Annotated in this window: 15 protein-coding genes; 7 read left to right on the forward strand and 8 right to left on the reverse strand. The window is 70.7% G+C overall.

Features of this window, described 5'->3' with window-relative positions:
• The first annotated feature begins 30 nt into the window (after positions 1-30).
• Positions 31-2,541 (forward strand): glycosyltransferase, encoded by a 2,511-nt coding sequence (locus ACERZO_RS44300; RefSeq protein WP_372671989.1) that lies wholly within the window; start codon positions 31-33, stop codon positions 2,539-2,541.
• The gene (locus ACERZO_RS44305) at positions 2,534-3,619 is read left to right on the forward strand and encodes a glycosyltransferase family 4 protein (protein ID WP_372671990.1); all 1,086 of its coding nucleotides are present in this window, start codon (positions 2,534-2,536) and stop codon (positions 3,617-3,619) included. The genes ACERZO_RS44300 and ACERZO_RS44305 overlap by 8 nt, the downstream gene beginning before the upstream one ends.
• On the opposite strand, the gene rfbD is transcribed toward ACERZO_RS44305, so the two are convergent.
• Both rfbD and rfbB read right to left on the reverse strand, forming a co-directional pair.
• Positions 3,613-4,500, reverse strand: a complete 888-nt coding sequence (rfbD, locus tag ACERZO_RS44310) for a dTDP-4-dehydrorhamnose reductase (protein WP_372671991.1) — start codon at positions 4,498-4,500, stop codon at positions 3,613-3,615. The genes ACERZO_RS44305 and rfbD overlap by 7 nt on opposite strands.
• Before the next feature lie 8 nt (positions 4,501-4,508).
• Positions 4,509-5,498, reverse strand: a complete 990-nt coding sequence (rfbB, locus tag ACERZO_RS44315) for a dTDP-glucose 4,6-dehydratase (protein ID WP_372671992.1) — start codon at positions 5,496-5,498, stop codon at positions 4,509-4,511.
• Between the two features lie 138 nt (positions 5,499-5,636).
• Here rfbB and ACERZO_RS44320 point away from each other — a divergent pair, with 138 nt between their 5' ends.
• Positions 5,637-7,163 carry an LCP family protein gene (locus tag ACERZO_RS44320; RefSeq protein WP_372671993.1) on the forward strand — a complete coding sequence of 509 codons (1,527 nt, stop codon included), beginning with the start codon at positions 5,637-5,639 and terminating at the stop codon, positions 7,161-7,163.
• Positions 7,164-7,201: 38 nt separating this feature from the next.
• Positions 7,202-8,497: an LCP family protein gene (locus ACERZO_RS44325; RefSeq protein ID WP_372671994.1), complete on the forward strand. Its 1,296-nt coding sequence runs from the start codon at positions 7,202-7,204 to the stop codon at positions 8,495-8,497.
• On the opposite strand, the gene ACERZO_RS44330 is transcribed toward ACERZO_RS44325, so the two are convergent.
• The gene (locus ACERZO_RS44330; RefSeq protein WP_372671995.1) at positions 8,490-9,317 is read right to left on the reverse strand and encodes an NmrA family NAD(P)-binding protein; all 828 of its coding nucleotides are present in this window, start codon (positions 9,315-9,317) and stop codon (positions 8,490-8,492) included. The genes ACERZO_RS44325 and ACERZO_RS44330 overlap by 8 nt on opposite strands.
• Before the next feature lie 108 nt (positions 9,318-9,425).
• Between ACERZO_RS44330 and ACERZO_RS44335 the strand changes: the two genes are divergently transcribed.
• Positions 9,426-10,136: a TIGR03089 family protein gene (locus ACERZO_RS44335; RefSeq protein WP_372671996.1), complete on the forward strand. Its 711-nt coding sequence runs from the start codon at positions 9,426-9,428 to the stop codon at positions 10,134-10,136.
• On the opposite strand, the gene ACERZO_RS44340 is transcribed toward ACERZO_RS44335, so the two are convergent.
• Positions 10,133-10,573, reverse strand: a complete 441-nt coding sequence (locus ACERZO_RS44340; protein ID WP_372671997.1) for a DoxX family protein — start codon at positions 10,571-10,573, stop codon at positions 10,133-10,135. The two genes, ACERZO_RS44335 and ACERZO_RS44340, sit on opposite strands and share 4 nt — an antisense overlap.
• Positions 10,574-10,820: 247 nt before the next feature.
• Between ACERZO_RS44340 and ACERZO_RS44345 the strand changes: the two genes are divergently transcribed.
• The gene (locus ACERZO_RS44345) at positions 10,821-12,665 is read left to right on the forward strand and encodes a GTP-binding protein (protein ID WP_372671998.1); all 1,845 of its coding nucleotides are present in this window, start codon (positions 10,821-10,823) and stop codon (positions 12,663-12,665) included.
• Here the strand turns inward: ACERZO_RS44345 and ACERZO_RS44350 are convergent.
• Positions 12,662-13,477 (reverse strand): DUF1206 domain-containing protein, encoded by an 816-nt coding sequence (locus ACERZO_RS44350; RefSeq protein ID WP_372672141.1) that lies wholly within the window; start codon positions 13,475-13,477, stop codon positions 12,662-12,664. The two genes, ACERZO_RS44345 and ACERZO_RS44350, sit on opposite strands and share 4 nt — an antisense overlap.
• Positions 13,478-13,614: 137 nt before the next feature.
• On the opposite strand from ACERZO_RS44350, the gene ACERZO_RS44355 reads away from it, so the two are divergent.
• Positions 13,615-14,010 carry a hypothetical protein gene (locus tag ACERZO_RS44355; RefSeq protein WP_372671999.1) on the forward strand — a complete coding sequence of 132 codons (396 nt, stop codon included), beginning with the start codon at positions 13,615-13,617 and terminating at the stop codon, positions 14,008-14,010.
• Here ACERZO_RS44355 and ACERZO_RS44360 read toward each other — a convergent pair.
• The 3 genes from ACERZO_RS44360 to ACERZO_RS44370 form a co-directional block, all read right to left on the reverse strand.
• On the reverse strand, positions 14,007-14,432 hold the full coding sequence (locus ACERZO_RS44360; RefSeq protein WP_372672000.1) for a hypothetical protein: 426 nt from the start codon (positions 14,430-14,432) through the stop codon (positions 14,007-14,009). The genes ACERZO_RS44355 and ACERZO_RS44360 overlap by 4 nt on opposite strands.
• Positions 14,433-14,500: 68 nt before the next feature.
• Positions 14,501-15,430, reverse strand: a complete 930-nt coding sequence (locus tag ACERZO_RS44365; RefSeq protein ID WP_372672001.1) for an esterase/lipase family protein — start codon at positions 15,428-15,430, stop codon at positions 14,501-14,503.
• Between the two features lie 549 nt (positions 15,431-15,979).
• Positions 15,980-17,137: an acyl-CoA dehydrogenase family protein gene (locus ACERZO_RS44370; RefSeq protein WP_372672002.1), complete on the reverse strand. Its 1,158-nt coding sequence runs from the start codon at positions 17,135-17,137 to the stop codon at positions 15,980-15,982.
• Between the last annotated feature and the right edge of the window lie 85 nt (positions 17,138-17,222).

The raw sequence follows: 17,222 nt of genomic DNA on the forward strand, positions 1-17,222 counted from the left end.
TGGCGCTCGATCCCGACGAAGGAGCTGGCTTTGGCGCAGGGGGAACCGCAACCGCTCGTCTCGGTGATCGTGGTCAACTACCACGGTGCCGACGACACGATCACCTGCCTGCGCGCGCTCGCCGAGCACGACTGCCCCGAGCTCGAGCTGATCTGCGTGGACAACTCCGTCAACTCCGACGAAGCCGCGCGCATCCGCGAAGCCGTCCCTCAGGCCAACGTCATCGAGGCCGGCCGCAACACCGGGTTCGCCGGCGGTTGCAACCTCGGCGCGAAGCACGCGAAGGGCACCGTCCTCGGCTTCCTCAACAACGACGCCCGCCCAGCGCCCGGCTGGGTCTCCGCCGCGGTCGCCGAGCTGCGCGCGCAGCCCCGCGTCGCCGCCGTGGCCAGCAAGGTCCTCGACTGGGACGGCACCGGTACCGACTTCGTCGACGGCGGCCTCACCTGGTTCGGCATGGGCTACAAGCGCCACGCGGGCTCGCCGCTGGCCGACGTCCCCGCCGCCGAGCACGAAGTCGCGAAGGACGTCCTCTTCGGCACGGGCTCCGCGATGTTCGTGCGCGCTTCGGTGTTCGCCGAGCTCGGCGGCTTCGACGAGCGGTTCTTCATGTTCTACGAGGACGTCGACCTCGGCTGGCGGCTCAACCTGCGCGGCTGGCGCGTCCGGTACGTGCCGGAATCGCTGACGTACCACCGCCACCACGGCACGATGGCCGCGGTCGACGCGCCGGAAACCGGCCGCGAGACCTTCCTCCTGGAGCGCAACGCCCTGGCCGCGCTCTACAAGAACCTGTCCGACGAGACACTCGCCCGCGCGCTGCCCGCGGCGCTCGCCCTGGCCGTGCGTCGCGCCACCGCGCGCGGCGAGCTGGATGCGACCCAGCTCGACCTCGAGCAGGGCGTCGGCCCGATCGAATCCGGTGACGTCGCCATCCCGCGCACCACGCTCGCCGGGCTCCTCGCGATCGACCAGTTCGTCGAGCAGCTGCCCTCGCTGGCCGAGTCACGTGCGGTCGAACAAGCCGCCCGCGTTCGCACCGATGCCGACCTGCTTCCGTTGCTGCGCAAGGCTTTGGAGCCCGCCTACCCGCTGCCGCGCTACCTCGCCGCGCACGACATCCTCGTCGAGGCGTTCGGCATCGAGAAGGCGTTCGGACAGCGCCGCAAGATCCTCGTGATCACCGGTGACGCGCTCACCGAGCGGATGGCCGGGCCGGCGATCCGCGCGTGGAACATCGCGCTCGCGCTGTCCGCCGAGCACGACGTCCACCTGGTCACCACGAACCCGCTGGCGACGCCGCCGCCCGCGCCGTTCCGCGTCAGCGCCGGCAAGCACCGCGAGCTGGAAGCGCCGGTCGCCTGGGCCGACGTCGTCGTCCTGCAGGGGCACGTGCTCGAACTCGCGCCGTCGCTGAAGAAGGAGCACAGCGGCAAGATCGTCGTCGCCGACCTCTACGACCCGATGCACCTGGAGCTGCTGGAGCAGGGCAAGGGCGTCGCCGACGACCGGCGCGCGGCCGACCTCGCCGGCGTCACCCGCGTGCTGGACGCACAGATCGAGCGCGGCGACTTCTTCCTCTGCGCGTCCGAGCGGCAGCGGCACCTGTGGCTCGGCCACCTCGCCGCGCTGGGCCGGCTTTCCCCGCGGCTCTACGACGCCGACCCGACGACGCAGTCGCTGCTCGCGGTCGTCCCCTTCGGACTGTCGCCGCAGGCCCCGGTGCGCACCGGGCCCGGGCTGCGCTCGTCACTGGGCATCGGCGGCACCGACCACGTGATCCTGTGGGCCGGCGGGGTGTACAGCTGGTTCGACCCGCTGACGCTGATCCGCGCGGTGGACGAGCTGCGCCGCCGCCGCGCCGACGTCCGGCTGGTGTTCCTCGGCATGAAGCACCCGAACCCCGAGGTCGCCGAGATGGACATCGGCACGCGCACGATCCGGCTCGCGGATTCGCTGGGGCTGACCGGGAAGCACGTCTACTTCAACGAGCAGTGGGTGCCCTACCACGAGCGCCAGAACTGGCTGCTGGACGCGAACTGCGGCGTCACCACGCACTACGAGCACGTCGAGACGACGTTCGCGTTCCGCACCCGGGTGCTCGACTACCTGTGGGCCGGGCTGCCGATCGTCACGACCGACGGCGACTCGTTCGCCGACCTCGTGCGGGCGGAACGGCTGGGTGTCGTCGTCCCGGCGGAAGACGCGTCCGCGCTCGCCGACGCGCTCGAGAAGTGCCTGTACGACGAAGAGTTCGCCGCCGGCTGCGTCGAGCGGATCGCCGTCGTCGCGCAGCGGTACACCTGGCCGGAGGCGCTGAAGCCGCTGGTGGAGTTCTGCCGCGACCCGCGCCCGGCGGCCGACCGGCTGCCCGGCTCGGCGGACCTGACGACGACGGCGCCGGTCCGCGGCCGCGCGATGCTGCGCCGCGACGCCGACCTGATCCGCGAGTACCTCGCCGCGGGCGGGCCGTCGGAGCTGGCGCGGCGCGCGGGCGGCCGGGCGTTGAAGATCGTGAAGCAGCGGCTCCGCCGTGGCTAGGTCCCTGAGCGTCCTCCTCGACGGCACTCCGCTGCTCGGCGCGCGCACCGGGATCGGCCGGTACACGTCGGCGCTGATCGAAGAGCTGGTGTCGATCCCCGAGGTGGACACGCGCGCGGTGGCGTTCACGCTGCGCGGCTGGCGCCGGCTGCGGCACGTGCTCCCGTACGGCGCCCGGGCGCGCGGGATGCCGGTGGCGGCGCGGCTGCTGCGGGCGGCGTGGGAGCGTTCGGACTTCCCGCCGGTGGAGCTGTTCGCCGGCCCGACGGACGTCGTGCACGGCACGAACTTCGTGCTGCCGGGGCGATTGCGCGCGGCAGGCGTGGTGACGATCCACGATCTGGCCTTTTTGGACAATCCCGCGGAGCTGGCCCCGAGTGACCGGGGTTTGCCCGAGCTGGTCCGCCGCGGCGCCCGCCGCGCCAACGTGATCTGCACCCCGACGGCGGCGGTGGCCGACTCGGTGGCGGAGCGCCTGGACGTCTCCCGCGACAAGATCGTGGTGACGCCGCTGGGGGTCAACCCGGCATGGTTCACCGCCCGCCCGCCCGACGACGAGCGCCGAGCGCGCCTCGGCTTGCCGGCGCGGTACTTGTTGTTCGCGGGAGCGGCGGGCCCGCGCAAGGGCTTGGACTGGCTGACCCGCGCGCACGAGGCCGCCCCGGACCTGCCGGACCTGGTGTTCGCGGGCCCGGGCCCGTTCCCGCGCTCGTCCCGGACGTCCCAGACCGGCTATCTGTCCGATGTGGACCTGCGCACGGTGGTGGCGGGGGCATCGGCACTGGTGCTGCCCTCGCGCGACGAGGGGTTCGGGCTGCCGGTGCTGGAGGCGATGGCCTCGGACGTCCCGGTGGTGTGCACGGACATCCCGGCGCTGCGCGAAGTGGCGGGCGACTGCGCGAGCTTGGTCCAGTACGGCGACGTGGACGGGCTGGCGGAGGCGTTGCGAACGGCGGTGACGGACCCGCACGCGGTGGCGACATCGGCGTCCCGGCGAGCGCACGCGGCGAACTTCACGTGGCGGACCTGCGCCGAGCTGACCGTCGGCGCCTACCGGATGGCCTCAGGCCGTCACTGAGCTTCGAAGTAGGCCGCCAGGGCTTCTTCCCACGGCCGCATCGGGGTCAGCCAGGCCTCATTCCACGAAACCGGCGACAGCACCGAGTACGCCGGCCGCGTCGCTGCCTGCGGGTACTCCGCCGACGTGCACGGCTTCACCCGCGCCGGATCCGCCCCCAAATGGGAAAAGATCGCCCGAGCGAACCCGCACCAGCTCACCGCACCGCCGTTCGTGCAGTGCAGGATCCGCCGCTCCGGCCCATCCCCGGCAGCCACGCGCGAAGCCAGCTCGAGAAGTCCCGAGGCCAGATCGGAAGTCCAAGTAGGACCGCCGACCTGATCGTCCACAACAGACAGTTCCGAACGAGAAGACTCCAACCGCACCATGGTCTTCACGAAGTTCGACCCCGACCGCCCGTACAGCCACCCGGTCCGCACGACCCACGAGGAAGCACCGGAACCAAGCACAGCGTCCTCACCAGCCGCCTTGGTGCGGCCGTACGCCGACCGCGGTCCCAGCTCGTCCGACGGCTCGTACGGCGAAGAAGCGTCCCCAGGAAACACGTAGTCCGTCGACACGTGGATCAACGGCACCCGCCGCGAAGCGCAAGCCGCCGCCAAGACGCGTGGCCCGTCCGCGTTCACCGCGAACGCCCGCTCCTCGTCCGTCTCGGCCTTGTCGACCGCCGTGTACGCCGCCGCGTTGATCACCACCGGGGACGACCCGTTCTCGCGGGCCCGGTCGGCCAGCGCGCCGACCGCGGCCAGGACCTGACCCGTCGAAGTCACGTCCAGCTCGGCCGAGCCCGGAGCGACGACGTCGAGACCGGAACCAGCCAGCGCGGCCAGGTCCCGGCCGAGCTGCCCGGAACCCCCGGGCACAAGCACCGTCAGCGGCACGAAAACCCCTACTTCTTCAGCGCGGCCCGCTCCGCCAGGGGCTCCCACCACGCGCGATTGTCCGTGTACCAGGCCACTGTCGCGGCCAGACCGTCCTCGAAGGACACGCGCGGAGCGTACCCCAGCTCCGAACCGATCTTCGTGATGTCCACCGAGTACCGGCGGTCGTGACCCTTGCGGTCCTCGACCGGCTCGACGCTGTCCCAGCCCGCGCCCACCGCGGCAAGGAGCTTCTCCGTCAAAGCGCGGTTCGTCAGCTCGGTGCCGCCGCCGATGTTGTAGATCTCGCCCGGCCGTCCGCCGTCGGCGACCAGCTGGATGCCGTGGCAGTGGTCGTCCACGTGCAGCCAGTCACGGACGTTGAGGCCGTCGCCGTACAGCGGCACCTTCCGGCCGTCGAGGAGGTTCGTCACGAACAGCGGGATGACCTTCTCGGGGAATTGGTACGGACCGTAGTTGTTGGAACACCGCGTGATGCACACCGGCAGCCCGTGGGTGCGGAAGAACGACCGCGCCACCAGGTCGGACGACGCCTTCGACGCCGAATAGGGCGAGTTCGGCTCCAGCACGTGGTCTTCGGTCCAGGACCCGGTCTCGATCGAGCCGTACACCTCGTCGGTGGACACGTGCACGAACTTCGAGACGCCCGCTTCCAGGGCCGCCTGCAGCAGGTTCTGCGTGCCCAGCACGTTCGTCAGCACGAAGTCGGCGGCACCGAGGATCGAGCGGTCCACATGCGACTCCGCGGCGAAGTGCACCACCAGGTCCACCCCGCGCATGACTTCGGCGACCTTCCGCGCGTCGCAGATGTCGCCGCGGACGAACCGCAGCCGCGGGTCGGCGGCGACCGGGGCCAGGTTGGCCTCGTTGCCGGCGTAGGTGAGCTTGTCCAGCACCACCACCTCGGCGTCGCGCAGCGCCGGGTAAGCGCCGCTCAGCGTCTGCCGGACGTAGTGCGACCCGATGAAGCCGGCACCACCGGTGACCAGGACCCGCATCTTCCCGCCTTTCCTCGGCCCCCGACCGGGGCAATCGGCCCCCAGCCTACGGAGGCCTGACAACACCCTCAGTAGAGTCATGGTGGAGGCACATCGGTGCCCTGGGGGAAGCACGGGGTTTCACAGGGGAGGAAGCGCGTGACCGAATGGCCTGCGCCGACCGTCCCGGCGCGCCGGAGCCACGGCGCCGCGGTCTTCGCCCGCCGCGGTGGCAAGGTAGTGGTTTCGTTGCTGTCCGTCGCGATCCTGGCCCTGACCTGGTACGGCTGGCACTACATCGGCGACCCGAACACCGGCCTGACCACGACGAACGTCTTCGCCGACACCGAAGCCCACGCGAAGCCGCTCGACGGCGCGATCGACATCCTCCTGGTCGGCCAGGACAGCCGCACCGACGCGCAGGGCAACCCGCTGCCCCGCGAGGTGCTGGACATGCTGCACGCCGGCGTCTCCGACGGCGAGCTCAACACCGACACGATGATCCTCGTGCACATCCCCCAGAACGGGAAGCACGCGATCGCGATCTCGTTCCCGCGCGACTCCTGGGTGGAACTCGCCGGCGGCTACGGCAAGCACAAGCTCAACAGCGCCTTTGTCTACGCGTACACGGACACTTACAAAACGTTGCAGCGCCAGGGTATGACCGACCTGAAGCAGGCCGACGCGGAAGCCAAGGTCGCCGGCCGGAAGAACCTGATCGCGACGATCGAGAAGTTCATCGGCAAGCCGGGCATGATCGACCGCTACGCCGAGGTAAACCTGGCGAGCTTCTACGAGATCACCAAGTCGATCGGCGGCGTCGAGGTCTGCCTCAACGGACCGGTCAAAGAGGTGAAGTCCGGCGTGGACCTGCCGGGCGGGCGCCAGACGATCGAGGGCGTGCAGGCGCTCGCGTTCGTCCGCCAGCGCTACGGCCTGCCGAACTACGACCTCGACCGGATCGCGCGCCAGCAGGCGTTCCTCTCCGGGCTCGCCCGCAAGGTGATCTCGTCCGACGTCCTGACCAGCCCGGCGAAGATCGCCGACCTCGTGTCGGCGGTGAAGAAGTCCGTCGTGGTCTCGCAGGGCTGGGACCTGACCGAGTTCGCCGAGCAGATGCGCGGCCTGACCGGCGGCAACATCGAGTTCCACACCATCCCGACGCTGGGCAACGCGGTGATCGGCGGCGCCGACGTGCTGCGCGTCGACCAGGCCGCGGTCCAGGCCGAGGTGACGCGGCTGACCTCGGACGGCGACGCCCCGGCCCAGCCGACGTCGACGCAGCTGCCGGGCGCGAAGGCCGTCACGATCGAGCTGTTCGACGGCACGGGCTCGGCGGCGCTGGCCGGCCAGACGCACACGCTGCTCCAGACCAAGGGGTTCACGCTCGCCGCCGACCAGAAGCTGAGCACCCGCAACACCACGGTCGTCCGGTACAACCCGGCCGACAGCACCGCGCTGGACCTCGTCAAGCAGGCGCTGGGCACGACGGTCCAGGCCGAGCCGGACCGCGACGTCACCGCCGGGCACGTGCGCGTGCTGCTCGGCAAGGACTTCCGCAGCTCGGCCGCCGGCGCGGGCGGCGCGCCGACGTCGTCGGCCCCGAAGGCGCCGCCGTCCACCGCGGCTTCGTCCGCTCCCGCCGCGCCGCCGATCACCGCGGGCGACGTTCCCTGCGTCAACTAGACTGAGCACGCAGGGTGGTCGGGGGAGGTAAGCAGGGGATGGAAGACGAGCAGGAACAGCCGGAACCGGTCGAAACGCCGGTGACGCAGCGCGACGATCCGGAGTGGAAGCCGTCGCCGTTCCCGCGCACGGCTCCGGTGGCCGAGGCGCCTTCGCGGGTGCGACGCGCCGGGCGGGTGACGCGCCGGATCGCGGTCGGGCTCGTCTCGTTGCTCGCGCTCGGCGCCAGCGGCTACGCCTACGTCACCAAGGACCAGCTGCAGGAGAACGTCCCGACGACCGACGCGCTCACCCCGCGGGCCGGCGAGCCCGCGCCGCCGCCCGCCGACGACGGCGCCGACGACATCCTGCTCGTCGGCAGCGACGCGCGGACGGACGCGCAGGGCAACCAGCTCCCGCTGCGCGTGCTGAAGGAGCTGCGGACCGAGGCCAACAGCGGCGCGGTGAACACCGACACGGTCATCCTGCTGCGGGTGCCGAAGGACGGCTCGAAGCCGTCGGCGGTGTCGGTGCCACGGGACACGTGGACCGAGATCCCCGGCCGCGGCAAGGCGAAGATCAACTCGGCGTACGGCATCGCGAAGGCCCACTTCGCGCAGCAGCTGCGCGCGCAGGGCGAGCGCGACCAGGCGAAGATCGAGCGCGATTCGGACACCGAGGGCCGCCGGGTCCTGGTGCAGACGGTGCAGGACCTCACGCAGGTGCGCGTCGACCACTACGCCGAGATCAACCTGCTGGGTTTCTACCTGCTCACCGAGGCGCTCGGCGGGGTCAAGGTGTGCCTGAACCACTCGACCGAGGACAAGGACTCGGGCGCGAACTTCCGCCGCGGCGAGCAGACGGTGTCCGGCGGTGAAGCGCTTTCGTTCGTCCGGCAGCGCAAGAACCTGCCGCGCGGCGACCTCGACCGGATCGTGCGGCAGCAGGCGTTCCTGTCCTCGGCGCTGCACCAGGTGCTGTCGGCGGGCACGCTGACCAGCCCCGGCACGCTCAACAACCTGATGGACGCGGTGCACCGGTCGCTGGTCCTCGACCCGGGCCTCGACCTGCTGCAGTTCGCGCAGCAGGCGAAGGGCATCGCGTCGGGCGACCTGTCGTTCGCGACGATCCCGGTGATCACCGCGAACGGGCGCAGCGAAGACGGTCAGAGCATCGTGGAGATCGACCCGAAGGCGGTCCGCGCGTTCGTGGCGGGCCTGGCCGGCCGCCCGGCCCCGGGCGGCTCCCCGGCGGCCGGCGGCGCGGTCCCCGCGGGCGGCGGCTCGGGCAGCGGCGCCGCCCCCGCGGCGGCACCGCTGCTCCAAGCCTCCGACGGAGTCCCCTGCGTCAACTGAAGTCGGCGCGGTGGTCCTCCGCCCACTGCCGGAACGTCCGCGGCGCGTGCCCGGTCACTTCGCGCACCACACCGGTCACCACCGACGGCTCGCGCGTCGACCGCTCCCACGCCCGCAGGACGTCGGGCGGCACGTCGGCGGGCCACCCGAGCGCGATCATCCGGGCGGTGGCTTCCTCCGTGCTCAGCTCTTCGACCCGCAGCGGCTTGCCGAGCACGTCGGCGAGCACCTCTGCCTGCTCGCGGAACGAGATCGGCGACGGTCCGCTCAGCGGCAGCGCTTCGCCCACGTGCGAGCCGTCGACCAGGACCTTCGCGGCGACGTCGCCGATGTCCCGCTCGTGGATGGCGCCGATCCGCGCGTCCGGGTGGGCCGTGCGGATGACGCCCGAGGCGACGTCCGCGCGCCAGCCCAGGACGTTCGTCGCGAACGCGCCCGGGTTGAGCAGCGTCTCCCCGAACGGTGCCGCGATCAGCGCCTGCTCCACCGCGCGGTGGAGCGTCGCGAGCCGGCCGCGCGACTCCGGCTCCCGCGTGGCGATCGACGACAACAGCACTACGTGCCGCACGCCGGCCGCTTCGGCCGCCTTCACGAAGCCTTCGATCCCCGACGGCCGCGTGTACAGGAACACCGACGAGACGCCGTCGAGCGCGGCGTCCAGTGTGGACGGATCTTCGAGGTCGGCGCTCACCTTCGCCGTGGGCACGTCGAGCGTGGTGGCGTCGCGGCTCGCCGCGCGCACGTCCTGACCTGCGGCGACGAGCGCGTCGAGCACGGCGCGGCCGACGTGCCCGCGCGCACCGGTGACGAGAACGGTCATGGCTGTCCCCCAGCTCTCCAGTTGCATTTGCTTGCAAAGCAAACGTACTGAGCTTCGCGTGGTGGTGTCAACCGGCGAAGCGCGTGGTCCGCGCTTTAGCCTGTGCGCATGAGCCTGACCGACGAGCTGCTGCGCCCGCTGCTGGCCTCGCCCGCGAAACCGTTGATCACCCACTACGACGACCAGCTGGGCAGCCGCGTCGAGCTGTCCGTGGTGACGACCGCCAACTGGGCGGCCAAGACGGCCAACTGGCTGACCGAGGAGTTCGACGTCGAGCCGGGCGACGCGGTGGCCGTGCAGCTCCCGGCGCACTGGCAGACCGTCGGCGTGCTGCTCGGGGCGTGGTGGTGCGGGGCGCGCGTCGTGACCGAGGGCGCCGGCGCGCGGGTGGCGTTCGTCGGGCCGGACGACCCGGAGCCGACCGGCGCCGCGGCGACGGCCGTCGTCACGCTCGACCCGATGGGCCGCGGGCTGGCCGAGCCGCCCGGCGGCGGCGCGTTCGACTACCTGACGGAGTCACGCGCCGCGGGCGACCAGTACCGCCCGCTGTTCCCGATTCCGGGCGACACGGCCGCGCTCTTCGATTCCACTGTGGACGAAGTACTGGCCGAAGCCCGGGCCCGGGCAGCGAAACTCGGCCTCACCGCGGACGACCGGGTGCTGTCCACCCGGGACTGGAGCGGGCCGGAGGGCATCCTCGACGGCCTGCTCGTCCCCCTCGCCGCGGGCGCCCACCTGGTCCACGTGAGCAACGCGGACCAGGGCAAGCTGCAGGCCCGCCGCGATGCCGAGCGCACCACGGCGGACCTCCCGGCCTAGGCGGTCTGCAGCTCGCCGGCCTCGGCTTCGCGGCGTGCCCGCTTGCGGCCCCACAGCAGGTGGTCCAGCGAGAGGCGGCCGCCGTTGAAGCCGAGGGCGAGCCCGGCCAGCGCGAGCACCAAGACCAGCTCGTAGCCGCCCTGCCCGGTCAGGCCGTTGTCGATGTGCACTGAAAGCAGCGCGCCCACCGAAATCACGACGTACCCGATGCCCACCAGCGGCAGCAGGAACCCGGCGATGAACGCGATCGAGCCGAGGATCTCGACGGTCATCGCGAAGACCGCGGCGACCGTGGGCAGCGGGATGCCCGTCATCTCGAAGAACTTCGCCGTGCCGTCGATGCCGTTGTTCCACTTCTGGAGCCCGTGCGCGAGGAAGACGACCGCGACGCCGATCCTCCCCAGCAGCAGCGCCACGTCCTTGAATCGTCCGAACATCGGTTTCAGCTCCCCGGTGGGTGAATTTTCAACTGACCCGCCCCAAGTTAGGGGTCCGGAACGTCCGATCGAAGCATCGGAGGGTGATCGACAGGGAACCGACAGGGACCGGAAACTCGGTTGGCGACCGCCGCGAGGAGCGCTACCTTCGCCTTGACCTGCGTCAACGACCGTGAGGAGACCCCGATGCGCCGACAGACCGTCCTGCCCGGCCTGTCACCCGCATCACAAAGGACCTCCCACGACCGTGAAAACCCTGAACATCGGCATCCTCGCGCACGTCGACGCCGGTAAGACCAGCCTGACCGAGCGCCTGCTCTTCGAAGCGGGCGCGATCGACCACCTCGGCAGCGTCGACGGCGGCGACACCCAGACCGACTCCCTCGAGCTGGAGCGCCGTCGCGGCATCACCATCCGCTCCGCGGTGGTCTCGTTCCTGGCCGGCGACACCCGGATCACGCTGATCGACACCCCGGGCCACTCGGACTTCATCGCCGAGGTCGAACGCGCGCTGCGCGTGCTCGACGGCGCCGTCCTCGTGGTGTCCGCCGTCGAAGGCGTCCAGGCCCAGACCCGGGTGCTGATGCGGACGCTGCGCCGGCTCGGCATCCCGACGCTGGTCTTCGTCAACAAGATCGACCGGCTGGGCGCCCGCGACCAGCTCGGCGACATCCGCGCGAAGCTGGCGCCGCGGGCGGTCGCGGTGCACGACGCGACGTCACCCGAATTCCTCGCCGATGGCGACGACCTGTTCCTGGAGTCCTATGTGGACGGCCGCGTCGACGAGGCCGCCTGCCGCACCGAGCTGGCCCGCCAGGTCGCGTGCGGCCTGGCGCACCCCGTCCTGGCCGGGTCGGCGATCACCGGCGCCGGCGTCGCGGAGCTCGTCACCGCGATGACCGAGCTGCTCCCGGCGACCGAACGCACCGGCGCCGGCCGGCTGGCCGCGACGGTGTTCAAGATCGACCGCGGCCGAGCCGGCGAGAAGATCGCCTACGCGCGCCTGCACTCCGGCTCCCTGGCCGCGCGGCAGCGGATTCCCTTCTACCGCGGCGAAACCGAGCTGACCGGCCGGGTCTCGGCGGTCGAGGTCGCCGGCGACGACGTGGCGCTCGCCGGCGACGTCGCCCGGATCCGCGGGCTGCGCGAGGTCCGGATCGGCGACCGGCTCGGCTCCCCCGGCACCGGCCGCGACGGCGTGTTCGCGCCGCCGAGCCTGGAGACCGTGGTGCGGCCGGTCCGGCCCGAGGAGGCCGCGGCGCTGTTCACGGCGTTGACGCGGCTGTCCGAAGAGGACCCGTTGATCGACGTCCGCCGCCGCGGCCACGACGTCTCGGTCCGGCTCTACGGCGAGGTGCAGAAGGAGGTGCTGCGCTCGATGCTCGCCGAGGGCGCCGGCATCGACGTCACGTTCGAAGAGACGCGCACGCTGTACGTCGAGAAGCCGATCGGCGCCGGGGAAGCGGTCGAGGAGCTGGATCCGGCGCAGCGGCTGTACTTCTTCGCCACGGTCGGCTTGCGGGTCGAGCCCGGCTCCGGCGTCGAGTTCGGGCTCTCGGTCGAGCTGGGCTCGTTGCCCCTGGCGTTCCACAAGGCGATCGAGGAGACCGTCCACCGCACGCTCGAGCAGGGGCTGTACGGCTGGGAGGTGCTCGACGTCGCCGTCACGCTGACGCACACGGCGTTCTTCAGCCCGCTCAGCGCGGCGAGTGACTTCCGCAAGATGACGCCGCTGGTGCTGATGGCGGCGCTGCAGGAGGCCGGGACGCGGGTGCACGAGCCGGTGCACCGGTTCGAGCTGGAGATCCCGGCGAACGCCGTCAGCGCGGTGCTGCTCAAGCTCGGGCAGCTGCGCGCGGTGCCTGGCGAACCCGTCGTGGGGCCGTCGTCGTGCACGCTGCACGGCACGATCCCGTCGGAGCACGTCCACGCGTTCGAGCAGGCGCTGCCGGCCCTGAGCCAGGGCGAGGGCGTGTTCCTCAGCGAGTTCGCCGACTACCGGCCGTACCCCGGTCCGCCGCCGACGCGGCCGCGGACCGGTGAGAACCCGTTGGACCGCAAGGAGTACCTCGCCCAGGTGGCCCGGCGTTAGCGCTTGTGCGCCCAGGCGGCGCCGAAGCAGTACGCGCCGAACGCGGCGAGGCCGAGCGCGACGACGGTGAGCAGCACGGTGCCGAAGGGCTGGGCGGCGAGCGTCTTGAGAGCGCTGTCCAGCCCACCGGCCTTGTTCGGGTCGGCCTGGAACCCGGCGATCGCGAGGAGGATCGCGACGATCGCGAGGACGACGCCCTTGGCGAGGTAGCCCACGCGGCCGACCCCGCCGATCCAGCGCTTGGTCTTGCCCGGTAGCTCGGACGTGTTCAGGTCTTCGAGGAACTTCTTCTTGAAGCCCTTCACCCCGGCGGCGATGGCGACCCCGAGGATGCACGCGGCGGCGATGACCACCAGCGCCGGCCCGGCGGGCAGCTTCAGCAGCTCGGCGGTGAACTCCTGCTGCTTCTGGCTGCTCGACCCGCCACCCCCGCTGCCGGTGGCGATCCGGAAGGCGGTGAAGCCCAGGACGATGACGACGACCCCGCGGGCGGCGGCGCCGATCCGCTTGCGCGTCCGCTTCCCGCCGCTGACCCACTCGTAGCCGGTGGCGGCCATCAGGAACTGCCAGAGGCCGAACAGGACGAGGCCGATGGCCACGATCCACAGCAGGACCTGGCCGAACGCCGTCGAGCCGATCTGCTGCAGCGCGCCCTTCTGGTCGGCCTGTTCGCTGTCGCCGAAGGCGACCTGGACGGCGAGGTAGGCGATGACGAGGTGCACGACGCCGTAGCAGGCCATGCCGATCCGGCCGAGCAGCTGCGCGGTGTTGCTCTTCTCGCCTCGCTGGGCGTCGGCCTCGGTCCGGTGCACTCCTCTTTCGGCCTTCGCCTCGGTCCGGTTCGTGCCGTCTGATGTCCGGTTCATGCCTGCTCGGATACCCACTCCGGGCCGCGATCGGCTGGGCCAAGCGGACTAATCACTTGCTGTGCCTGTGGAACGATCGCGTTGTGAACGCGCGATTGGTCGGCTACTGGTCGGAGTCGGAGCTGTACCCCGGCTCGCCCGAGTACACCGAACTCGGCTTCCGCGCCGACGGGACGGGCTGGCAGTACTGGTCGAGCTGGAGCACGGAGTTCGCCGTCCACCGCTTCGACTGGGCGGAACCGCAACCGGGCCGGCTAGCCCTGCGGCTGCGGCTGCAGCTCGACGGCACGTGGTCGCTGGCCGGCACCGAGGTCACCCACCGCGTCGAGCACCGGCAGCACGTCGACGAGCTCATCGAGCTGGCGTGGGCCCTCGAGCCGGGCCCGGAGCTGACGCTCGACCGCCCGCTCGACGAGTTCCTGGGCGGCACGCGGTTCCGGCCGGTCGACGGCGGCGGTACGGACCCGACACTGGCCTAGGCGGGCCGGCGCCGGACTTCGTCGAGGCGCGCCCAGCCGCCGTTGACGGCCAGCAGCGTCAGCACCTGTTCGGCCTGCTCGGCGAAGCGCGCGAGGTCGTCGTGCAGCAGAGCGGCGCGTTCGCCGTCGAGCTGGTCGAAGTCGTCCCACCAGAGCGAGATGGCCGAGCCCGCGGTGACGGCCAGCCCCTGGGTGAGGCTCAGGAACCCGGGCGACGGCGCGGCGGAAGCGGCGCGATAGGCCGTCTCGATCTCGTCACAGGCGGCGAGCAGGTCACGCAGCTGGCGGACGGCGCCGGCCGGGGTCCCGTCCCAGGCGGCCGTCGGCCAGGCGCGGTCGGACAGCTCGAGCCACAGCCGCCAGCCGGCGACCAGCTCGGCTTCGTCGTGGGGCGTCCAGGACGCCGGAACCGGCCAGTACATGCTTCGAGAGTGACACCGCCGGAGCGGAAATCCGCCCCGGCGGTGGGTTATGTCTCATGTGGCGAAACTCAGCTGATCACCGGCGGCACGGGCACGCAGGGCGGCGTCTTGGCGTGGGCGGGGTCGAGCGCGTTGAGCACTAGCCCCTCGGCGACGGGGTCGTAGGTGATGCCGAGGTGGTCGGTGAAGTCGAGCACGCAGACGTTCTGCAGCAGGATGTTCTTGACGTTGGGTCCTGCCGGGAGGAACGCACTGGTGTAGGGCGTGACGACGTCGTCGTACCGGGTCTGGATGACGGTGTACTGGATGCCGTCGACGGTCTCGCCCCCGGAGTTGAGCGCGGTGAGGAAGTCCGAGCCGACGGCCTGTTCGTTGCAGGCTTGGCAGACGGTCCCGAGCGCGGCGGGCACGCCGGGGATCATTTCGAGGGTGCTGAGCAGGCCGAAGAGGTCAGTTCCGTGGTTCGACGGAGAGAGCCCGACGACCCGGCTGATCTTGTCGGCGCCCCCGAGGTACTTGATCCAGTACCGCACGTTCATCCCGCCTTGCGAGTGCCCGACGACGTCGAGCTTGGCGGCCCCGGTTTTTTCGAGGATCTTGTCCCCGAAGGCGGCAAGCGCTTTCGTGGTGTCGGCGATGGGCCCGACGGTCTGCAGGAAGGACCCGGGCGCCCCACCGAAGTTCCCGGCGAAGACGCAGTAGCCGGCGTTGGCGAGCTTCCAGGAGAGGTTGGCCCAGTTTTCGTAGGCGTTGGCGGTGGTCCCGTTGGAGAGGAGGACGGGGTTGGGGTGCTGAGCGGTGGGTTTGCAGTTCCAGTCGTTCGCCCCGGGCGGAGCGATGGTGGGGTTCCCGAGCGAGTAGACGGCGGCGGTGAGAATGTTGGGCTGAACAGGCCCGGTGGGTTCTCGTTCGGCCGCATGAGCGGTCCCACCCCCGAGTACGAGAACCGCCACAGTGGCAGCGGCGGCCATGAGCCACCCGCGCGTCGTTGCGCCCATCCGTTTCACCTCTCTGTGAACCGATGGTGATCCGCGTCACCAGTGACTTAACGCGCGGGTAACTTGTTCGGACACTCCCCCTAGTGGGTGACTTTCTGCGCGCAGACGCACCTGGTAGACGGCTTGCGGCCCGCGGTGAGGGTCCGGGAGACTCGAGGGCGGGTAGCCAGGTCTCGCACGACAGTTCTCCGACAGCGGCTTGGTGGCCGCACCCAGCCGGAGCACGCCGCACGTGACGTGGTTATCCAGCAGTTGCCGGCAACCCACGACCCTCGGCGCGGATCCCACCGAGGGCCGCGGGACGCCGAAGGCGAAGAGACCCAGACCGTCCCGCAACCCCGATCCGAAGCCAGAACACGGCCGGCGGCGCCGGGTCAAGGCATCTTTCCCGCCTTGACGCGGTGCTGCCGGCCGTAGTCACAATGGGCGAGCGGGGTGGCGAAGACCAAAGAAGGCTTCGGGACGGCGAAGCCGTCCCAACCCCCACTCACACAAAAACGGCCCCCAGCGCGATCACCGCACCGAGAGCCGTTTCCGGTCTTCCGAAGATCAGCCCTTGAGCAGAGCCCGAGCCATGACAACCTTCTGAATCTGGTTGGTACCTTCATAAATCTGCGTGATCTTGGCGTCCCGCATCATCCGCTCGACGGGGAAGTCCCGCGTATACCCAGCCCCACCAAAGAGCTGAACGGCATCGGTAGTCACCTCCATGGCGATATCCGACGCGTAAGCCTTGGCAGCCGAAGCCATGAACCCAGCCCGCTTGTCCCCACGCTCGCTCGCCGCCGCCGAGGCGTAGACCAAATGCCGGGCAGCCTCGATCTTGGTCCCCATGTCGGCCAGCATGAACTGGACACCCTGGAACTCCGCGATCGACTTGCCGAACTGCTTGCGGTCCTTCACGTACGCGATCGCCGCGTCGAGAGCACCCTGGGCAATACCCAAAGCCTGAGCACCGATCGTCGGCCGGGTGTGGTCCAACGTCCGCAGCGCCGTCTTCAACCCCGTACCCGGCTCACCGATGATCCGGTCCTCGGGAATCGTGCAGTTCTCGAAGTAGATCTCACGAGTCGGCGAGCCCTTGATACCGAGCTTCTTCTCCTTGGGCCCCACCGAAAAACCCGGGTCGTCCTTGTGCACGACGAACGCCGAAATCCCGTTGGCCTTCTTCTCGGCATCCGGGTCGGTCACGGCCATCACCGTGTACCACGACGACTCGCCGGCGTTGGTGATCCAGCACTTGGTGCCGTTGAGCACCCAGTGGTCACCGTCGAGCCGAGCTCGCGTCCGCATCGAAGCCGTGTCCGAACCCGCCTCGCGCTCCGACAGCGCGTACGACGCCGAAGCCTCGCCCGAAGCGATCGACGGCAGCACCAGCTTCTTCACGCTCTCCGAACCGGACAGGATGATCGGCTGCGTGCCGAGCTTGTTCACCGCCGGGATGAGCGACGCCGACGCGTCGACCCGCGCGACCTCTTCGATCACGATGCAGGCGCCGACGGCGTCCGCGCCCTGGCCGTCGTACTCCTCGCCGATGTGGACGGCGTTGAACCCGGACTTGACCAGCGCGTTGTACGCCTCGATCGGGTAGCGCTCGTTCTCGTCGACCTCGGCCGCGTACGGCGCGATCTCCTTCTCGGCCAGGGCCCGGACCGCGGCCCGCAGCTCCTCGTGCTCCTCGGCAAGCTGGTACAGGCCGTCGGTCACTTCGGGTCACCTTCTCTACGACGTCGGGAGAGTCCTGCTCGATGTTAGCGCTCGTTCACCGACCGGCTGCGTCCTTGTGTCGTGG

Source organism: Amycolatopsis kentuckyensis (assembly GCF_041679295.1).
In the GTDB taxonomy this organism is placed as follows: domain Bacteria; phylum Actinomycetota; class Actinomycetes; order Mycobacteriales; family Pseudonocardiaceae; genus Amycolatopsis; species Amycolatopsis kentuckyensis_A.